The sequence below is a fragment of the Phyllobacterium sp. 1468 genome (assembly GCF_031455525.1).
Classification (GTDB): Bacteria; Pseudomonadota; Alphaproteobacteria; order Rhizobiales; family Rhizobiaceae; genus Phyllobacterium.
The window spans coordinates 990,584-1,004,749 of sequence record NZ_JAVDSX010000001.1 but is presented as its reverse complement, the minus strand read 5'-3'; the positions used below and the strand labels follow the sequence as shown (position 1 = coordinate 1,004,749).

Genomic DNA, 14,166 nt, shown 5'->3' with positions numbered 1-14,166 from the left:
GATGACAATAACACTCCATCCCGGCGCAGTGCCGCTTGCAACTCTCGAAGCGATCTACTGGCAGGGCACGCCGGCAAAGCTTGATGGGTCTTTTCATGCCGGGATCGAATCGGCAGCGAAACGAATTGCCGAAATCGCTGCCGGAGATGCGCCGGTCTATGGCATCAATACCGGGTTCGGCAAACTTGCCTCGATCCGGATCGATGCTGCGGATGTCGGAACGCTGCAGCGCAATCTCATCCTCTCCCATTGCTGCGGCGTCGGCAATGCGCTGCCGGAAAACATCGTTCGCCTCATCATGTCGCTGAAGCTCATCTCGCTCGGTCGCGGCGCTTCCGGTGTGCGCCCGGAACTCATCAGCCTGATCGAAGCCATGCTGGAGAAAGGCGTGATCCCGGTCATTCCGGAGAAGGGCTCCGTCGGCGCCTCCGGCGATCTTGCGCCGCTCGCCCACATGGCGGCGGCGATGATCGGTGAAGGCGATGTTACTTTCCAAGCAAAGCAGATGCCGGCCGCCGAGGGCCTTGCCGGAGCGGGCCTCAAGCCGGTCGTGCTCGCAGCCAAGGAAGGCTTAGCGCTCATCAATGGCACGCAGGTCTCGACCGCTCTCGCTCTTGCGGGGCTGTTTCGCGCCCACCGCGCCGGCCAATCCGCGCTGATCACCGGCGCGCTTTCCACTGACGCTGCCATGGGTTCGTCAGCACCGTTCCATCCGGATATCCACACGCTGCGCGGTCATCGCGGTCAGATCGATACGGGCACGGCGCTTCGGCGACTGCTCGAAAACTCGCCCATTCGCGAGAGCCATATCGAGGGCGACGAACGCGTGCAGGATCCCTATTGCATCCGCTGCCAGCCGCAGGTGGACGGCGCCTGCCTCGACCTGTTGCGCATGGCGGCGCGTACGCTCGAAATCGAGGCCAACGCCGTTACCGACAATCCACTGGTGCTCGGAGATGGCTCCGTCGTCTCGGGCGGCAACTTCCACGCGGAGCCGGTGGCCTTTGCCGCGGACCAGATCGCCCTCGCCATTTGTGAAATCGGCGCGATAGCCCAGCGCCGCATCGCCCTTCTGGTCGATCCGGCCTTGAGCTACGGCCTGCCGGCGTTCCTTGCCAGAAAGCCCGGCCTCAACTCCGGCCTGATGATTGCAGAAGTCACATCCGCCGCGCTCATGTCGGAAAACAAGCAGATGTCACATCCGGCATCCGTGGATTCTACCCCGACCTCGGCCAACCAGGAAGATCATGTATCGATGGCCTGCCACGGCGCACGCCGCCTGTTGCAGATGACGGACAATCTGTTCTCGATCATCGGCATCGAGGCACTGACCGCCGCACAAGGTATCGACCTGCGCGAACCCTTGCAGACCAGCCCGGAACTCACCCGCGCGCATGGCGTTGTTCGGGTCGCAGTACCAACACTCGACGAGGACCGTTACATGGCACCAGACTTGAAAGCCGTATCCGACCTTGTCGCTTCGGGTGCGCTAAACGCGGCGATTTCTCCTGATATTCTGCCGGTTCTGGATACACAACTATGAACGTGGTTGACGTCAAACAGGGGTCATCCCCGATTATCCTCGGCTTTCCGCACACGGGGACCGAGGTGCCCGCGGATATTTACGCTCGGCTGAACGAAACGGGCCAGATGCTCGCGGATACGGACTGGCACATTGACAGGCTCTACGACGGCTTGCTGCCGGAGGTCACGACCGTCCGCGCCACCTTTCATCGCTACGTGATCGATGCCAATCGCGATCCCTCGGGCGTCAGTCTTTATCCCGGTCAGAATACCACCGGCCTCATTCCCGACACCGATTTCGACGGCAAGCCAATCTGGCGCGATGGCGAGAAGCCGACGGCCGCGGACATCGAATACCGGCTGAAACAGTTCCACAGCCCTTATCATGTGGCACTGGCCAAGGAGATCGAGCGCGTACAGGAAGCTCATGGCCTTGTCGTTCTGTACGATTGCCACTCCATACGTTCGCACATCCCATTTCTCTTCCAGGGCAAGCTTCCGGATTTCAACATCGGCACCAATGAGGGCAATAGCTGTTCTCCGGAAATCGCCTCGGCAGTTGGCCGGATCGCATTTGCGGCACGCGGCTATGACGCCGTGATAAACGGCCGGTTCAAGGGTGGCTGGACGACGCGGCACTATGGCCAGCCAAAGCTCGGCATCCACGCCATCCAGATGGAACTGACACAGTCCTCGCATCTGACGAAGGAAGCGCCGCCTTTCGCTTACGACGAAGCCAAAGCCGAACGGCTGCGCACACATCTCAAAGACATTCTCGAAATCATCCGACAGACCGCGATCAAGCTGGGGAGCAAATAATGAACAATCCGAGGCATAGAGCGGTTTGTGACCATATTGGATCAATCCTGTTTCTCGGATGGCGAGACAATCCACGCGGAAGGTGGCGAGGTCGATGCCCTTCCATCGTCCGACGCCGCCTGACAAAGTGGGTGGCCGCCAGCCGGAAACCGATAAGGCCGGGTGAATTTGGCCCAAATCCTTCGGGCTTCGGCGTCGTCCGATGGGAAGGCATCGGCCTCGCCAAACCCCTCGACCTTGAACCAAATTCCCTCCGGCAGGATGATTCAATATGATTACAAACCGCTCTAATATCCGCGAAGTGCGCGCTCCGCGCGGCGACAGGCTGAATACCAAATCGTGGATGACTGAAGCGCCGCTGCGCATGCTGATGAACAATCTCGATCCCGATGTCGCGGAAAATCCCAACGAGCTCGTGGTCTATGGCGGCATCGGTCGTGCTGCCCGCACGTGGGACGATTTCGACAAGATCGTTTCCACCCTCAAGACACTGAACGAGGATGAAACGCTGCTCGTCCAGTCCGGCAAGCCTGTCGGTGTGTTCAAGACCCACGCCAATGCGCCGCGGGTGTTGATCGCCAATTCCAATCTCGTGCCGCATTGGGCGACCTGGGATCATTTCAATGAGCTCGATAAGAAGGGTCTCGCCATGTACGGCCAGATGACCGCCGGCTCGTGGATCTATATCGGCACGCAAGGCATCGTGCAGGGTACCTATGAAACCTTCGTCGAAGCCGGGCGCCAGCATTATGGCGGCAACCTCAAAGGCAGATGGATATTGACCGGCGGACTTGGCGGCATGGGCGGGGCACAGCCGCTGGCGGCCGTCATGGCCGGTGCCTGCTGTCTCGCCGTCGAGTGCAACCCGGACTCCATCGATTTCCGCCTGCGCACCCGCTACGTCGACGCTAAGGCCGAAACGCTCGACGAGGCGCTGGACATGATCGACCGCTGGACCAAGGCGGGCGAAGCCAAATCGGTTGGTCTGCTTGGGAATGCCGCCGACGTCCTGCCCGAGCTCGTCCGCCGCAATGTGCGCCCGGACATTGTCACCGACCAGACCTCGGCTCATGATCCGGTCAACGGCTATTTGCCGAAAGGCTGGACTATGGCCGAATGGCGCCAGAAGCGTGAAACCGATCCTAAAGCCGTAGAGAAAGCCGCGCGTGCTTCAATGCGCGAACATGTCGAAGCCATGATCGCCTTCTGGGAACGAGGAATTCCGACACTCGACTACGGCAATAACATACGCCAGGTCGCCAAGGACGAGGGGCTGGAAAACGCCTTCGCCTTCCCCGGCTTCGTCCCGGCCTATATTCGTCCTCTGTTCTGCCGGGGCATCGGGCCATTCCGCTGGGCGGCACTGTCGGGCGATCCCGAGGATATTTACAAGACCGACGCCAAGGTGAAGGAACTGACGCCCGGCAACACGCATCTGCACAACTGGCTGGACATGGCGCGGGAACGCATCGCATTTCAGGGTTTGCCGGCACGCATATGCTGGGTAGGCCTCGGCGACCGCGACCGGCTTGGACTCGCTTTCAACGAGATGGTGCGCAGCGGCGAGTTGAAGGCACCGATCGTCATCGGCCGCGATCATCTCGATTCGGGCTCGGTCGCCTCGCCGAACCGCGAAACCGAAGCCATGAAAGATGGCTCCGATGCGGTTTCCGACTGGCCGCTGTTGAATGCGTTGCTCAACACCGCCTCCGGTGCGACCTGGGTCTCGCTGCATCATGGCGGCGGTGTCGGCATGGGCTTTTCCCAGCATTCCGGCATGGTGATTTGCTGCGACGGAACGGACGACGCGGCGGAACGCGTCAGGCGCGTTCTCTGGAACGACCCGGCAACCGGCGTTATGCGCCACGCCGATGCCGGCTACGAGATCGCCATAGAATGCGCGAAGGAGAAGGGCCTCAACCTGCCGGGCATTCTCGGCTGATGCACGTTCTGCGCGCCAGCAATCATCGGCAAATGCCGTGGAAGAATGGCGGGGGCGTCACGACCGAGATCGCCGTCGCTCCTCCGCTCGCTTCTGTCGCCGATTTCGACTGGCGCATCAGCATGGCGACTGTTGCGTCCGATGGACCGTTTTCGCGGTTCGAGGGCATCGACCGCACGTTGACAGTGCTCAGCGGCGAGGGTCTTGAACTCGCGGTCGAGGGCCCACCCGTTCGGTTGACCCCTGCAAGCAAGCCTTATCCATTCCCGGGAGACGCGCCTGTATCGGCAAGATTGATCGCTGGAGCGGTCACCGATTTCAACGTCATGACACGGCGGGGGCGCTGGACTCACAGGGTCGACAATCTGTCCATCGACGGAACACGGGTTCTGCCCGTCACTGTGGATGCCTGCATCGTCTTCTGCCGCAGTGGCCAGATCACCGTTGATGGGTCGTCAGTGCTTGAGGCGCATGATGCCGCTTTGATCGATGCTTCTGCCGATACGCTAGAGATTTCCGTTGGCGGGTCGGGAAAGGCAATCATCGTTCACCTGTCGCAAACCCTATCGCCCGAATAAGGGGGTCGCGTTGGATCAGTTGGAAAATCCCATCACCGATACGCCGAAGGGTCAGCTCTCCGCCCGAATCCGCCACGACATCGAACAGCGGATACTGCTCGGCGAGTGGGCTCCCGGTTTTCGCATTCCGATGGAACGGGAATTGATGGAAACCTATGGTTGTGCGCGGATGACCGTGAACAAGGCTCTGTCGGCACTTGCCGCTTCCGGACTTATCGAGCGCCGCCGGAAGGCGGGAAGCTTCGTGTCGCAGCCGCTGTCGCAATCTGCCGTTATCGAAATTCCCGATGTGCGGGCCGAGGTCGAGGCCATCGGGCAGGTCTACAGACTTGAGGTGATCTCACTGCAGCAGCGCCGCTCGACCAGAGACGACATGGAACGCCTGAATGTGCAAAGCCCGCGTCAGGTCCTGGCGATTCACTGCCGTCATTTTGCCGGCCGGCGCGTCCACGCTTTCGAGGACCGGCTGATCGATCTCGTCAGCGTTCCGGAAGCCGTGGATATTTCCTTTGCCGACGAACCGCCGGGCACTTGGCTGCGCGGTCATGTGCCGTGGTCTGAGGCCGAAAACCGGATCAGCGCGTTCAATGCGGATTCCATGCTTGCCACTCGTTTGGACGTGAAGGAAGGCTCGGCCTGTTTGCAGGTCGAACGATCGACATGGAGAGGCAAAAGACCAGTCACCGCCGTGCGGATGTTTTACCCGGGTGAAACCTACCGGCTGGTCGCCCATTTCAGCCCGAAGGGCGCCATGCCGCGCCGCGATTTCGCCTAAACCGGAATTCGGAAGCAGACGGGCCTCAGCAGACACATCTGTTGCGCAGGAATTGGCGAAACTCATGCAAGAATTGCCGAAAATGGCGCAAGAATCATCGAATCTGGCGCAAGATTTTCCATCATCACGGGAAATTTGGGTGTGCTCAGTTGCATTCCTCTTTGCCGCATGGATTTTCAGGCCTGGCTCCTGTATCTAGACTGCAAAGTGAAAATGAGGCGGTAATGCGCAATATTCGGAAGGACTGGCGATTGGCGGTGCGCATGCTTTGCGCATTGGCGCTCGTGTTCGTCGCCTTTGCGCACCAACCCATTTCGGCCTCTCCAGCCAGTGATATCGACCTTGCCGCGTATACCTTGCCTGACGGGTCGGTGCCTGTTCTTTGCCTCGACAACAAGGTGGATCAAGGCTCGCACAAAAGCGCCTGGCACGGCAATGGCTGCGAGGCCTGCCGTCTTTCAGCATCCGTCATTCTGCCGGTTCCGCCTATGGCATCAGGCTTGAAAAACGAGCCGGTTCAATCACTTACGATAAAGCGTGAGGCGGTTCGAATCGCGCGCAGCCTGTTCCCGCCGTCGGCTCCACCGCAGGCTCCTCCCCTCGTCTGACATGGAAAGCGCCCGCGATGGCGCCTCGCGGCGGCCTGCTCCGGCGGTGCCGCTACCCTTGTTGTCAGACGACTGGAACACATATGACCGTCTCAAGCATGGCTTCCGGGAAGCCCTACTATCTCAGCCTTTCACTCTACCGCGCCATCTGGCGCTGGCATTTTTTCGCTGGCCTTCTGGTCATCCCCTTCATGCTCAATCTCGCCGTCACCGGCAGCCTCTATCTGTTCAAGGACGAGATCAACAACACTGTATTCGCCTCTCGCAATGTGGTTCAGCCGCGCGGCGAGGCTCTTGCCCCTTCGCTTCTGACCGACAACGCGAAAGCGGCGGTGCCGGGATCAAAAGTGCTGCGATATCAATCGCCTGGCGCTCCAACGCAATCGGCAAAAGTCACCGTCGGCACTCCCGGCGGGAACGTTCTGGTCTTCGTCGATCCCTACAGCGGCGCGGTCCTTGGCAAGGTCGGCGAAGAGCAGGAATTCAGCTGGGTCGTCAGGAAAATTCACAGCCTTGAATATTTCGGTCTTGCCTTCAACCGTATTGTGGAAGCTGTGGGTGGGCTTGCGTTAGTCCTTGTAATCACAGGCTTTTATCTGTGGTGGCCGCGTAGACAGACGGGTGGTGTCGTCACTGTCCGCGGAACTCCAGACAAACGCGTGTTCTGGCGGGATCTGCATGCCGTGACCGGCGCAGGTGCCGGCGCATTGATCTTCTTTCTTGCGATATCCGGCATGCCTTGGTCCGGCTATTGGGGTGACAAGCTGAACACGACTTTGTCGGGCCATGGACTTGGCTATCCTGTTCAGCTCTGGGAGAATGTCCCGGTTTCAAAACTCCAGACAAAACAAGTACTTGGCAATTCCGGATGGACTGTCGAAAACGCGCCTGTGCCAGCGTCGACGTCAGGCGGGACCCCGGTCGGGCTTGACCGGATTGCCGCCTCCTCTGCGTCAGCGGGCATGGCACCGGGCTTCGAAATTTCGCTGCCTTCCGGCAAGAAGGGGGTGTATACCGCAGCCGTCTTCCCCGACGACATTGCCAAGCAACGGACGATCCACTTCGACCAGTATAGCGGTAACCCATTGGTCGATTTGAAGTTTTCCGATTATGGAGCTGGAGCCCAAGCCATCGAGCTGGGGATTGGCGTGCATCAGGGCCAGTACTGGGGCCTTGCCAATCAGCTCGCCATGCTAGCAACATGCCTTGCGATCATCCTCGCCTCTGTTTCTGCCGTAATCATGTGGTGGAAGCGGCGTCCTTCAGGACGGCTCGGCGTGCCGCCGATGCCGCAGCAAAGAAGCGTCTTTGCGGTATTTACCTTGATCCTATTGGTATTCGGCATGGCCTTTCCACTGACCGGGTTCGCAATTCTCGGCATGCTGATCCTCGACCAGTTGATCACGCGCATCCCTTCGCCTTTGCAACGTGTATTCTCATAAGAAATATGGATAGGAGACGCCTCATGAAATCTTTTTCCAGAATTGCCGCCGTCGCACTGGTATTTGCGGCAATCTCGTCGGCTCAGGCGCACGATCATTCCAAGATGATGCAGGGCGCCGCCATGAGCGACGATAACTCGATGGCCCCCGTAAAAGCGGGAGATCTGACCTTGAGCGGGGCCTTTACCCGCGCCACCCTGCCCGGTGCGAAAGTCGGCGGCGGCTATATCAAGATCGAAAATCATGCCAACGAACCGGACCAGCTCCTTGGCGGTTCCAGCCCTGTTGCTGCCCGGGTCGAGGTGCATGAAATGAAGATGGATGGCAACGTCATGCAAATGCGCAAGCTGAAGGACGGACTTGAGATTCCGGCTGGCGGCAGCGCCGAACTCTCTCCTGGAGGCACTCATTTGATGTTGATTGATCTTTCATCACCTCTGAAAGAGGGCGATATGGTGCCCGTTACGCTCGATTTTGCCAAAGCCGGCAAGGTCGATGTCCAGTTCATGGTCGGGCCGGCAGGCGCAACAAGCATGGAGCACAATTGATGAATTTCCGTCTCTTGCGCTATGCATTATGGGCACTGATCGCCGTATTGTGCGGCTTCCTGGTTTTCACTTATGTCAATGCTCGAAACGGCGGCAACGGGCAGGCGGTGCAGCTCGGCGTCCCGTTCAACCTCGTCGACCAGGACAAAGCTCCGATTACCGAGACGGCTTTCAAAGGACACCCGACAGCTCTGTTCTTCGGTTTCACCCATTGCCCCGAGGTATGCCCGACAACCCTCTTCGAAATGGCCGGATGGCTGAAGACACTTGGCGAGGAAGGGAAAGACCTGCGCGTCTTCTTCATTTCCGTCGATCCGGAGCGCGACACTCCGGACGTCATGAAGGGCTATACATCGGCCTTCACAGACAGGATCACCGGCATTACCGGCAATCCGCAGGAGGTCGAGAAGCTCCTCAAGGCCTGGAAGATTTATGCAAAGAAGGTCCCGACCGAAAACGGTGACTATACCATGGACCATACGGCGTCGGTAATGCTGCTTGATCGCGACGGGCGGCTAAAAAGCACGATCGACTACAAGGAAAGCCCGGACGTTGCGTTGAAAAAGCTTCGGCTGCTGATTGCTGGATAAGCTATGTGCCGCTCTCCTCTTCCGGCCCCGGTCCGGAAGAGATGAATATACTCTTCGCGGGTCGATAAGAACATTTGTATACTAAAAAACTCATAATTTCCTAGAATAATTCTAACCTATTGATATTTTTATAGGTTTTAAAGATTTAGCATTTGACATTGAGATTTTAAGAAGCCTTTATGCGAAAGTGCAAAAGCACATCCCTTTGATGTCTGGGCCTTGAACCCTTTCGATTGGAGGACCCTATGATAGGTCTTTTTCTGCCACGCCTGCGCGTGGTTTCCCTGCTGAACCATCAGCAGCTGCCATCTGTCCCTGGCCGTAACAGCCTCAGGCAGCCGATTACCCGCAGCCACCGCAATGGCCCTGTCGCCCTCATCCGCAACAACGAGCAGGATGGGAGCAGCGATGTATCCGCGCATATCTGAAGCCGGCAACGATGCAGATCGCTATTTCGACCGCACACCGGAAAAGCTGGTGCTCGAAGGCTACCGGCGTTGGACGGCGGGTTTCGAAACCGGCTCCGTCATCGCATGGGAAATGTCCTACGGGCTCTATAGCGAGCTTCTCGGCACGCGCAACGGCAACCGCGCTCTGTCCGAACTGTCGTTCTTCATCCGGACCCTGCGCCACTGCGCATTGTGCCCGCTCAAGACTTTTCCATTTGGTTCGCACCATGTCTGCCGCGAGGAATGCATGACTTTGGGGCTTATCGCCGGGATACAAAATTGCGACATGGTTGCGGCGCGAACCTGCCTCAATGCCATGGCATGTCCCTCTCGCCATGAGGAAGTGGAGAACGCAGCGATCGGTTTTGCCGAAACGCTGGCCGAGATGGATCAGATGCTTTTGCCGATCCCGAAATCCGCAATTGTGGACATTATTTCCCGCCCGTTGCGGGCGAACTTTCACTGAGGAGAGAAAGCGCATGATCATCACTTCACGTATGGAACGCCGCCTTTCCATAGCCGCCACCGCCTTGTTGACCGCCGCGATCTTTGTCTTGCCAATCAAAACGCGCGCGTTCAACGACGCCCGGACCATTCCAGCCAACTATACGCGGCTTGCTGATGCAACGCCGGTGAAAATGTTCTTGGGCAAATAACATCCGAGCGTGTCTACGCAGCTTGGTCGGCCGAAGAGACGCGGCCCCGCTCGTGTCTTTTGGGGGCGGGATGATTATTCCAGCGCGGTCGCATTTTCCAGAAAAGACCGCAGCGACCTGTTCAATCGGCCCCAAAGGGTCGTGGTATTTAAGTTTGAGAGAATCCTATGCTCGCACATAATAGACGACCGTTTCGGTAGACTATGCCAATCCGGTAGAATATTCTAATTTTTCCCTGTAAAAGGAATTCTTTCTAACGCCCCTATTTGGGAGCGCTCTGCTACGCTTCAGTTCTAATCATACGGAGGCAGGCATGAAACATTCCCGATTTTCCCTAGCACTGACGGCTGTGTTGCTTGCAGCAACGGCCGCTATTCAGCCGATGTCTGCTGCCCACGCGGACACCACCCTTTTGAACGTGTCTTACGACCCGACACGCGAGCTTTACAAGGATTTCAACGCGGCGTTCGCAGCCAAGTGGAAAGCCGACACGGGCGAGACAGTGACGATCCAGGCATCACACGGCGGATCGGGTGCGCAGGCGCGTTCCGTCATCGATGGGCTTGACGCAGATGTCGTGACGCTGGCGCTTGAAAGCGATGTGAATGCCATCGTCAAAGCGAAGAAAATCAATCCCGACTGGATCAAGAAATTTCCGCACAACTCTGCGCCCTACACGTCGACCATCGTTTTTCTCGTGCGCAAGGGCAATCCGAAGGGTATCAAGGATTGGGGCGACCTCGTCAAAGATGGTGTAGAAGTGATCACGCCTAACCCTAAAACGTCCGGTGGCGCCCGCTGGAATTACCTTGCGGCATGGGCTTGGGCCAATGCGCAGTACGGCGGCGATGAGGCCAAGATCAAGGAGTATATTGGAAATTTGTTCCAGCACGTTCCCGTGCTCGATTCGGGTGCACGCGGCGCGACCAACACATTCGCCCAGCGCGAACTCGGTGACGTATTGCTTGCCTGGGAAAATGAGGCCTACCTGGCATCAGCGGAATTCGGCGATGACAAATTCGATATCGTCGTACCACCCAGCTCGATTCTCGCCCAGCCGTCGGTTGCCGTCGTAGATGCGAATGTCGATGCAAAAGGCACACGCAAGGTAGCCGAAGCCTATCTTGGATATCTGTATTCCAAGGAAGGCCAGACGATCGCAGCCAAGCACTTTTATCGACCCTCCGAGCCTGAACTGGTAGCGCCGGAGTTGATCAAAAAATTACCGGAGTTGAAACTGGTTACGATCGATGATCCAATCTTCGGCGGATGGGCAAAGGCACAGCCCTATCACTTCGGAGATGGCGGAACGTTTGACCAGATTTACAAGCCGAAACAGTAACAGCATGACATCCAACCTTGCGAAAGCGGGTTGGCGGTTTAAGCAGCCGAGCGTTATTCCTGGATTTGGAATGACGCTCGGCTTCACTCTTGCCTACCTCGCCCTCATTGTTCTCATTCCTCTAACGGGCCTTGTCTTGCGCTCGGCTTCCTTGGGTTTTCCCGGATTTTGGCACGTAGCGACTGATCCACGAACCGTAAATGCGCTGAAAATCAGCTTTGGGACATCCCTTATTGCAGCTGTGATCAACGTCATCTTCGGTGTCATCGTTGCGTGGGTACTGGTGCGCTACCGGTTTCCGGGCCGTCGAATTGTCGATGCCATCGTCGATCTGCCCTTTGCGTTGCCGACGGCGGTTGCCGGCATTGCGCTGACGGCGCTTTATTCCAAAAACGGCTGGATAGGTCATTGGCTCGACCTGATCGGGATCAAGGTTGCTTTCACGCCGATCGGCATAACCATCGCCCTGATCTTTATCGGACTGCCCTTTGTAGTTCGGACCGTTCAGCCGGTGATGGAAGAAATCCGCAAGGAAGTCGAAGAAGCTGCAGCGACACTCGGCGCCAATCGCTTCCAGACGATTACGCGGGTGCTCTTACCGGGCTTGCAGCCGGCCATCCTGACCGGATTCGCGCTGGCATTTGCCAGGGCGGTAGGTGAGTATGGTTCTGTGATCTTTATCGCTGGCAACCTTCCTTATGTCTCAGAAATTGCACCGCTTTTGATAGTGATCCGACTGGAGGAATTTGACTATGCCGGTGCGACTGCGATTGCTACGATCATGCTGCTGATCTCGTTTTTCATGCTTTTCGTCATCAATCTCATTCAGGCCTGGAGCCGGAGGAGGTATGGCTATGGCGCTTGATCCTGTTCAAATCACAGATCCAACAGCCACGGCACGGCACGCGACCACCGAGCGGCGCACGGCGCGCTTTATCTTGACCGGGATTGCCTTGGTCTTTCTCGCGCTGTTTCTTGTGCTTCCGCTTGTATCGGTTTTTGTCGAAGCGTTTCGCAAGGGCCCTGCGGAGTATTTTGCTGCATTTTCAGAACCGGACGCCCAGGCAGCCATTCGTCTGACACTGCTGGTAGCTGCTATTGCGGTACCGCTCAACGTTGTTTTCGGCGTTGTTGCAGCGTGGGCAATCGCCAAGTTCGAATTCAAGGGCAAGGCTTTCCTGACCACATTGATCGATCTCCCGTTCTCGGTATCGCCGGTCATTTCCGGTCTCGTATATGTACTGTTGTTCAGTTCGCAATCCGCACTCGGTCCTTGGCTAAAGTCACATGGCATCGAGATCCTTTTTGCGGTGCCGGGAATCGTGCTGGCGACTATGTTCGTCACCTTTCCATTTGTTGCGAGGGAATTGATTCCGCTGATGCAGGAGCAAGGTACGACCGATGAAGAAGCCGCGTTATCGCTCGGAGCCAATGGCTGGCAGACGTTCTGGCACGTGACGCTTCCAAACATCAAATGGGGCTTGCTCTACGGCGTACTTTTATGCAACGCCCGGGCCATGGGGGAATTTGGCGCAGTGTCTGTCGTTTCAGGACATATCAGGGGCCTCACCAACACGATGCCGCTGCATGTCGAAATTCTTTACAATGAATATAATTTTGTCGCTGCTTTCGCAGTGGCTTCGCTCCTGGCGCTTCTTGCGCTGGTAACACTCGTTCTCAAGACTCTGCTGGAGCTGAGATACGGCGCGGAGCTACGTGCAGTTGGCGGGCACTAACGGGGAATAGAATTTATGGATGTTCGCGTAAGTGGTGTACGCAAGGAATTCGATCGGTTTCCAGCGCTGCACGACGTTTCACTTGATATCAATTCTGGCGAACTCATTGCGCTGCTCGGTCCATCCGGATCTGGCAAGACCACGCTGCTACGCCTGATCGCGGGACTTGAAACTCCCACCGAGGGCAAGGTTTTTTTTGGCGACGAGGATGCTTCGCTGAAGTCCGTGCAGGAGCGGAATGTCGGTTTCGTCTTTCAACATTATGCGCTGTTCCGCCACATGACGGTGATTGACAATGTCGGCTTCGGCCTGAAGGTACGTCCGGGCTCAAGCCGGCCCAGCAAGGACGAAATTCGTCGGCGCTCGGCGGAACTTCTTGACTTCGTGCAGCTTTCCGGCCTTGAGAAGCGCTATCCCGCGCAGCTCTCGGGCGGCCAGCGTCAACGCGTCGCTCTCGCCCGTGCCATGGCCATCGAACCACGTGTGTTGTTGCTGGACGAGCCCTTTGGCGCGCTCGATGCGAAGGTGCGCAAGGAGCTTCGCCGCTGGTTGCGTGAGATTCACGACAAGACCAAGCACACGACTGTTTTCGTGACGCACGATCAGGACGAGGCGCTGGAATTGGCCGACCGCGTCGTGGTCATGAGCCAAGGCAGGATAGAACAGATCGGTACCCCCGATGAGGTTTATGATCGGCCGAATTCACCATTTGTCTACAGCTTCATCGGCGAGTCGAGTTCTATCGGCGTCCAGATCAAGAACGGCGAATTATGGCTTGATGGCCAAGCGTTGAGTATCTCGAGTGAGCGACCTGACGGCGAAGGACAGCTGTATTTCAGACCACACGATGTGGATCTTATTGAGGGCTCCGACGACGGCATCGCCGGTACAGTCGTTGCAAGCCGCCGTGTCGGTGCAACGCGGCGCATCGAGTTGCGAATAGCTGGGGTAACCGATCATGTGGAGATCGAAATTCCCGCGGACCATCCGGCGACGGAAACAAGCCGCATCGCTTTTCGCCCCAAACATTGGCGCGTGTTCCCCAAGAGCTGATGCGACCTAGCTGAGCGAAAGACCGGGATGGCCAAATCCCGGTCTTTTTTGCTGCAGTTGGTGGCCTTATAGTGATCGCCAAGCGTTGGGTTGTTCGGCGGCGA

16 protein-coding genes are annotated in these 14,166 nt (G+C 57.7%); all 16 read left to right on the top strand.

Annotated features, from left to right (window positions below; all coding sequences use genetic code 11):
• Window position 1 precedes the first annotated feature (1 nt).
• The 16 genes from hutH (at window position 2) to J2X72_RS04715 (ending at window position 14,062) form a co-directional block, all read left to right on the top strand.
• Complete coding sequence (gene hutH, locus J2X72_RS04790; RefSeq protein WP_310068977.1) at window positions 2-1,543, top strand: histidine ammonia-lyase; 1,542 nt, start codon at window positions 2-4, stop codon at window positions 1,541-1,543.
• Window positions 1,540-2,343, top strand: coding sequence for an N-formylglutamate deformylase (hutG, locus tag J2X72_RS04785; RefSeq protein WP_310068974.1), 804 nt, complete (start codon window positions 1,540-1,542; stop codon window positions 2,341-2,343). The genes hutH and hutG overlap by 4 nt, the downstream gene beginning before the upstream one ends.
• Before the next feature lie 271 nt (window positions 2,344-2,614).
• A complete protein-coding gene (hutU, locus tag J2X72_RS04780) occupies window positions 2,615-4,285 on the top strand; it encodes a urocanate hydratase (RefSeq protein ID WP_310068972.1) in 1,671 nt (556 codons plus the stop codon).
• Window positions 4,285-4,863 carry a HutD family protein gene (locus J2X72_RS04775; RefSeq protein ID WP_310068968.1) on the top strand — a complete coding sequence of 193 codons (579 nt, stop codon included), beginning with the start codon at window positions 4,285-4,287 and terminating at the stop codon, window positions 4,861-4,863. Before hutU ends, J2X72_RS04775 begins: the two co-directional genes overlap by 1 nt.
• 10 nt (window positions 4,864-4,873) lie before the next feature.
• Window positions 4,874-5,638, top strand: coding sequence for a histidine utilization repressor (gene hutC, locus J2X72_RS04770; RefSeq protein WP_405044640.1), 765 nt, complete (start codon window positions 4,874-4,876; stop codon window positions 5,636-5,638).
• Window positions 5,639-5,862: 224 nt separating this feature from the next.
• Window positions 5,863-6,246 (top strand): hypothetical protein, encoded by a 384-nt coding sequence (locus J2X72_RS04765; RefSeq protein WP_310068964.1) that lies wholly within the window; start codon window positions 5,863-5,865, stop codon window positions 6,244-6,246.
• Window positions 6,247-6,329: 83 nt separating this feature from the next.
• A complete protein-coding gene (locus J2X72_RS04760; protein ID WP_310068962.1) occupies window positions 6,330-7,688 on the top strand; it encodes a PepSY domain-containing protein in 1,359 nt (452 codons plus the stop codon).
• Between the two features lie 23 nt (window positions 7,689-7,711).
• A complete protein-coding gene (locus J2X72_RS04755) occupies window positions 7,712-8,236 on the top strand; it encodes a copper chaperone PCu(A)C (protein ID WP_310068959.1) in 525 nt (174 codons plus the stop codon).
• Complete coding sequence (locus tag J2X72_RS04750) at window positions 8,236-8,826, top strand: SCO family protein (protein WP_310068956.1); 591 nt, start codon at window positions 8,236-8,238, stop codon at window positions 8,824-8,826. Before J2X72_RS04755 ends, J2X72_RS04750 begins: the two co-directional genes overlap by 1 nt.
• 245 nt (window positions 8,827-9,071) lie before the next feature.
• Entirely contained in the window at window positions 9,072-9,254 is a 183-nt protein-coding gene (locus J2X72_RS04745) for a hypothetical protein (protein ID WP_310068954.1), read from the top strand.
• Complete coding sequence (locus J2X72_RS04740) at window positions 9,235-9,741, top strand: hypothetical protein (RefSeq protein WP_310068951.1); 507 nt, start codon at window positions 9,235-9,237, stop codon at window positions 9,739-9,741. The genes J2X72_RS04745 and J2X72_RS04740 overlap by 20 nt, the downstream gene beginning before the upstream one ends.
• A gap of 13 nt (window positions 9,742-9,754) precedes the next feature.
• Window positions 9,755-9,931 (top strand): hypothetical protein, encoded by a 177-nt coding sequence (locus J2X72_RS04735; RefSeq protein ID WP_209998378.1) that lies wholly within the window; start codon window positions 9,755-9,757, stop codon window positions 9,929-9,931.
• A gap of 313 nt (window positions 9,932-10,244) precedes the next feature.
• The gene (locus tag J2X72_RS04730; RefSeq protein WP_310068949.1) at window positions 10,245-11,273 is read left to right on the top strand and encodes a sulfate ABC transporter substrate-binding protein; all 1,029 of its coding nucleotides are present in this window, start codon (window positions 10,245-10,247) and stop codon (window positions 11,271-11,273) included.
• A gap of 4 nt (window positions 11,274-11,277) precedes the next feature.
• Window positions 11,278-12,138, top strand: coding sequence for a sulfate ABC transporter permease subunit CysT (cysT, locus tag J2X72_RS04725; protein WP_310068946.1), 861 nt, complete (start codon window positions 11,278-11,280; stop codon window positions 12,136-12,138).
• A complete protein-coding gene (gene cysW / locus J2X72_RS04720) occupies window positions 12,128-13,009 on the top strand; it encodes a sulfate ABC transporter permease subunit CysW (RefSeq protein ID WP_310068944.1) in 882 nt (293 codons plus the stop codon). Before cysT ends, cysW begins: the two co-directional genes overlap by 11 nt.
• A gap of 15 nt (window positions 13,010-13,024) precedes the next feature.
• Complete coding sequence (locus J2X72_RS04715) at window positions 13,025-14,062, top strand: sulfate/molybdate ABC transporter ATP-binding protein (RefSeq protein ID WP_310068941.1); 1,038 nt, start codon at window positions 13,025-13,027, stop codon at window positions 14,060-14,062.
• Window positions 14,063-14,166: the final 104 nt, after the last annotated feature.

Excerpts from the sequence above, each read along its gene's own strand:
- hutH (WP_310068977.1), top strand. The coding sequence starts at position 2 with ATGACAATAACACTCCATCCCGGCGCAGTGCCGCTTGCAACTCTCGAA.
- hutG (WP_310068974.1), top strand. The coding sequence starts at position 1,540 with ATGAACGTGGTTGACGTCAAACAGGGGTCATCCCCGATTATCCTCGGC.
- hutU (WP_310068972.1), top strand. The coding sequence starts at position 2,615 with ATGATTACAAACCGCTCTAATATCCGCGAAGTGCGCGCTCCGCGCGGC.
- J2X72_RS04775 (WP_310068968.1), top strand. The coding sequence starts at position 4,285 with ATGCACGTTCTGCGCGCCAGCAATCATCGGCAAATGCCGTGGAAGAAT.
- J2X72_RS04765 (WP_310068964.1), top strand. The coding sequence starts at position 5,863 with ATGCGCAATATTCGGAAGGACTGGCGATTGGCGGTGCGCATGCTTTGC.
- J2X72_RS04760 (WP_310068962.1), top strand. The coding sequence starts at position 6,330 with ATGACCGTCTCAAGCATGGCTTCCGGGAAGCCCTACTATCTCAGCCTT.
- J2X72_RS04755 (WP_310068959.1), top strand. The coding sequence starts at position 7,712 with ATGAAATCTTTTTCCAGAATTGCCGCCGTCGCACTGGTATTTGCGGCA.
- J2X72_RS04750 (WP_310068956.1), top strand. The coding sequence starts at position 8,236 with ATGAATTTCCGTCTCTTGCGCTATGCATTATGGGCACTGATCGCCGTA.
- J2X72_RS04745 (WP_310068954.1), top strand. The coding sequence starts at position 9,072 with ATGATAGGTCTTTTTCTGCCACGCCTGCGCGTGGTTTCCCTGCTGAAC.
- J2X72_RS04740 (WP_310068951.1), top strand. The coding sequence starts at position 9,235 with ATGTATCCGCGCATATCTGAAGCCGGCAACGATGCAGATCGCTATTTC.
- J2X72_RS04735 (WP_209998378.1), top strand. The coding sequence starts at position 9,755 with ATGATCATCACTTCACGTATGGAACGCCGCCTTTCCATAGCCGCCACC.
- J2X72_RS04730 (WP_310068949.1), top strand. The coding sequence starts at position 10,245 with ATGAAACATTCCCGATTTTCCCTAGCACTGACGGCTGTGTTGCTTGCA.
- cysT (WP_310068946.1), top strand. The coding sequence starts at position 11,278 with ATGACATCCAACCTTGCGAAAGCGGGTTGGCGGTTTAAGCAGCCGAGC.
- cysW (WP_310068944.1), top strand. The coding sequence starts at position 12,128 with ATGGCGCTTGATCCTGTTCAAATCACAGATCCAACAGCCACGGCACGG.
- J2X72_RS04715 (WP_310068941.1), top strand. The coding sequence starts at position 13,025 with ATGGATGTTCGCGTAAGTGGTGTACGCAAGGAATTCGATCGGTTTCCA.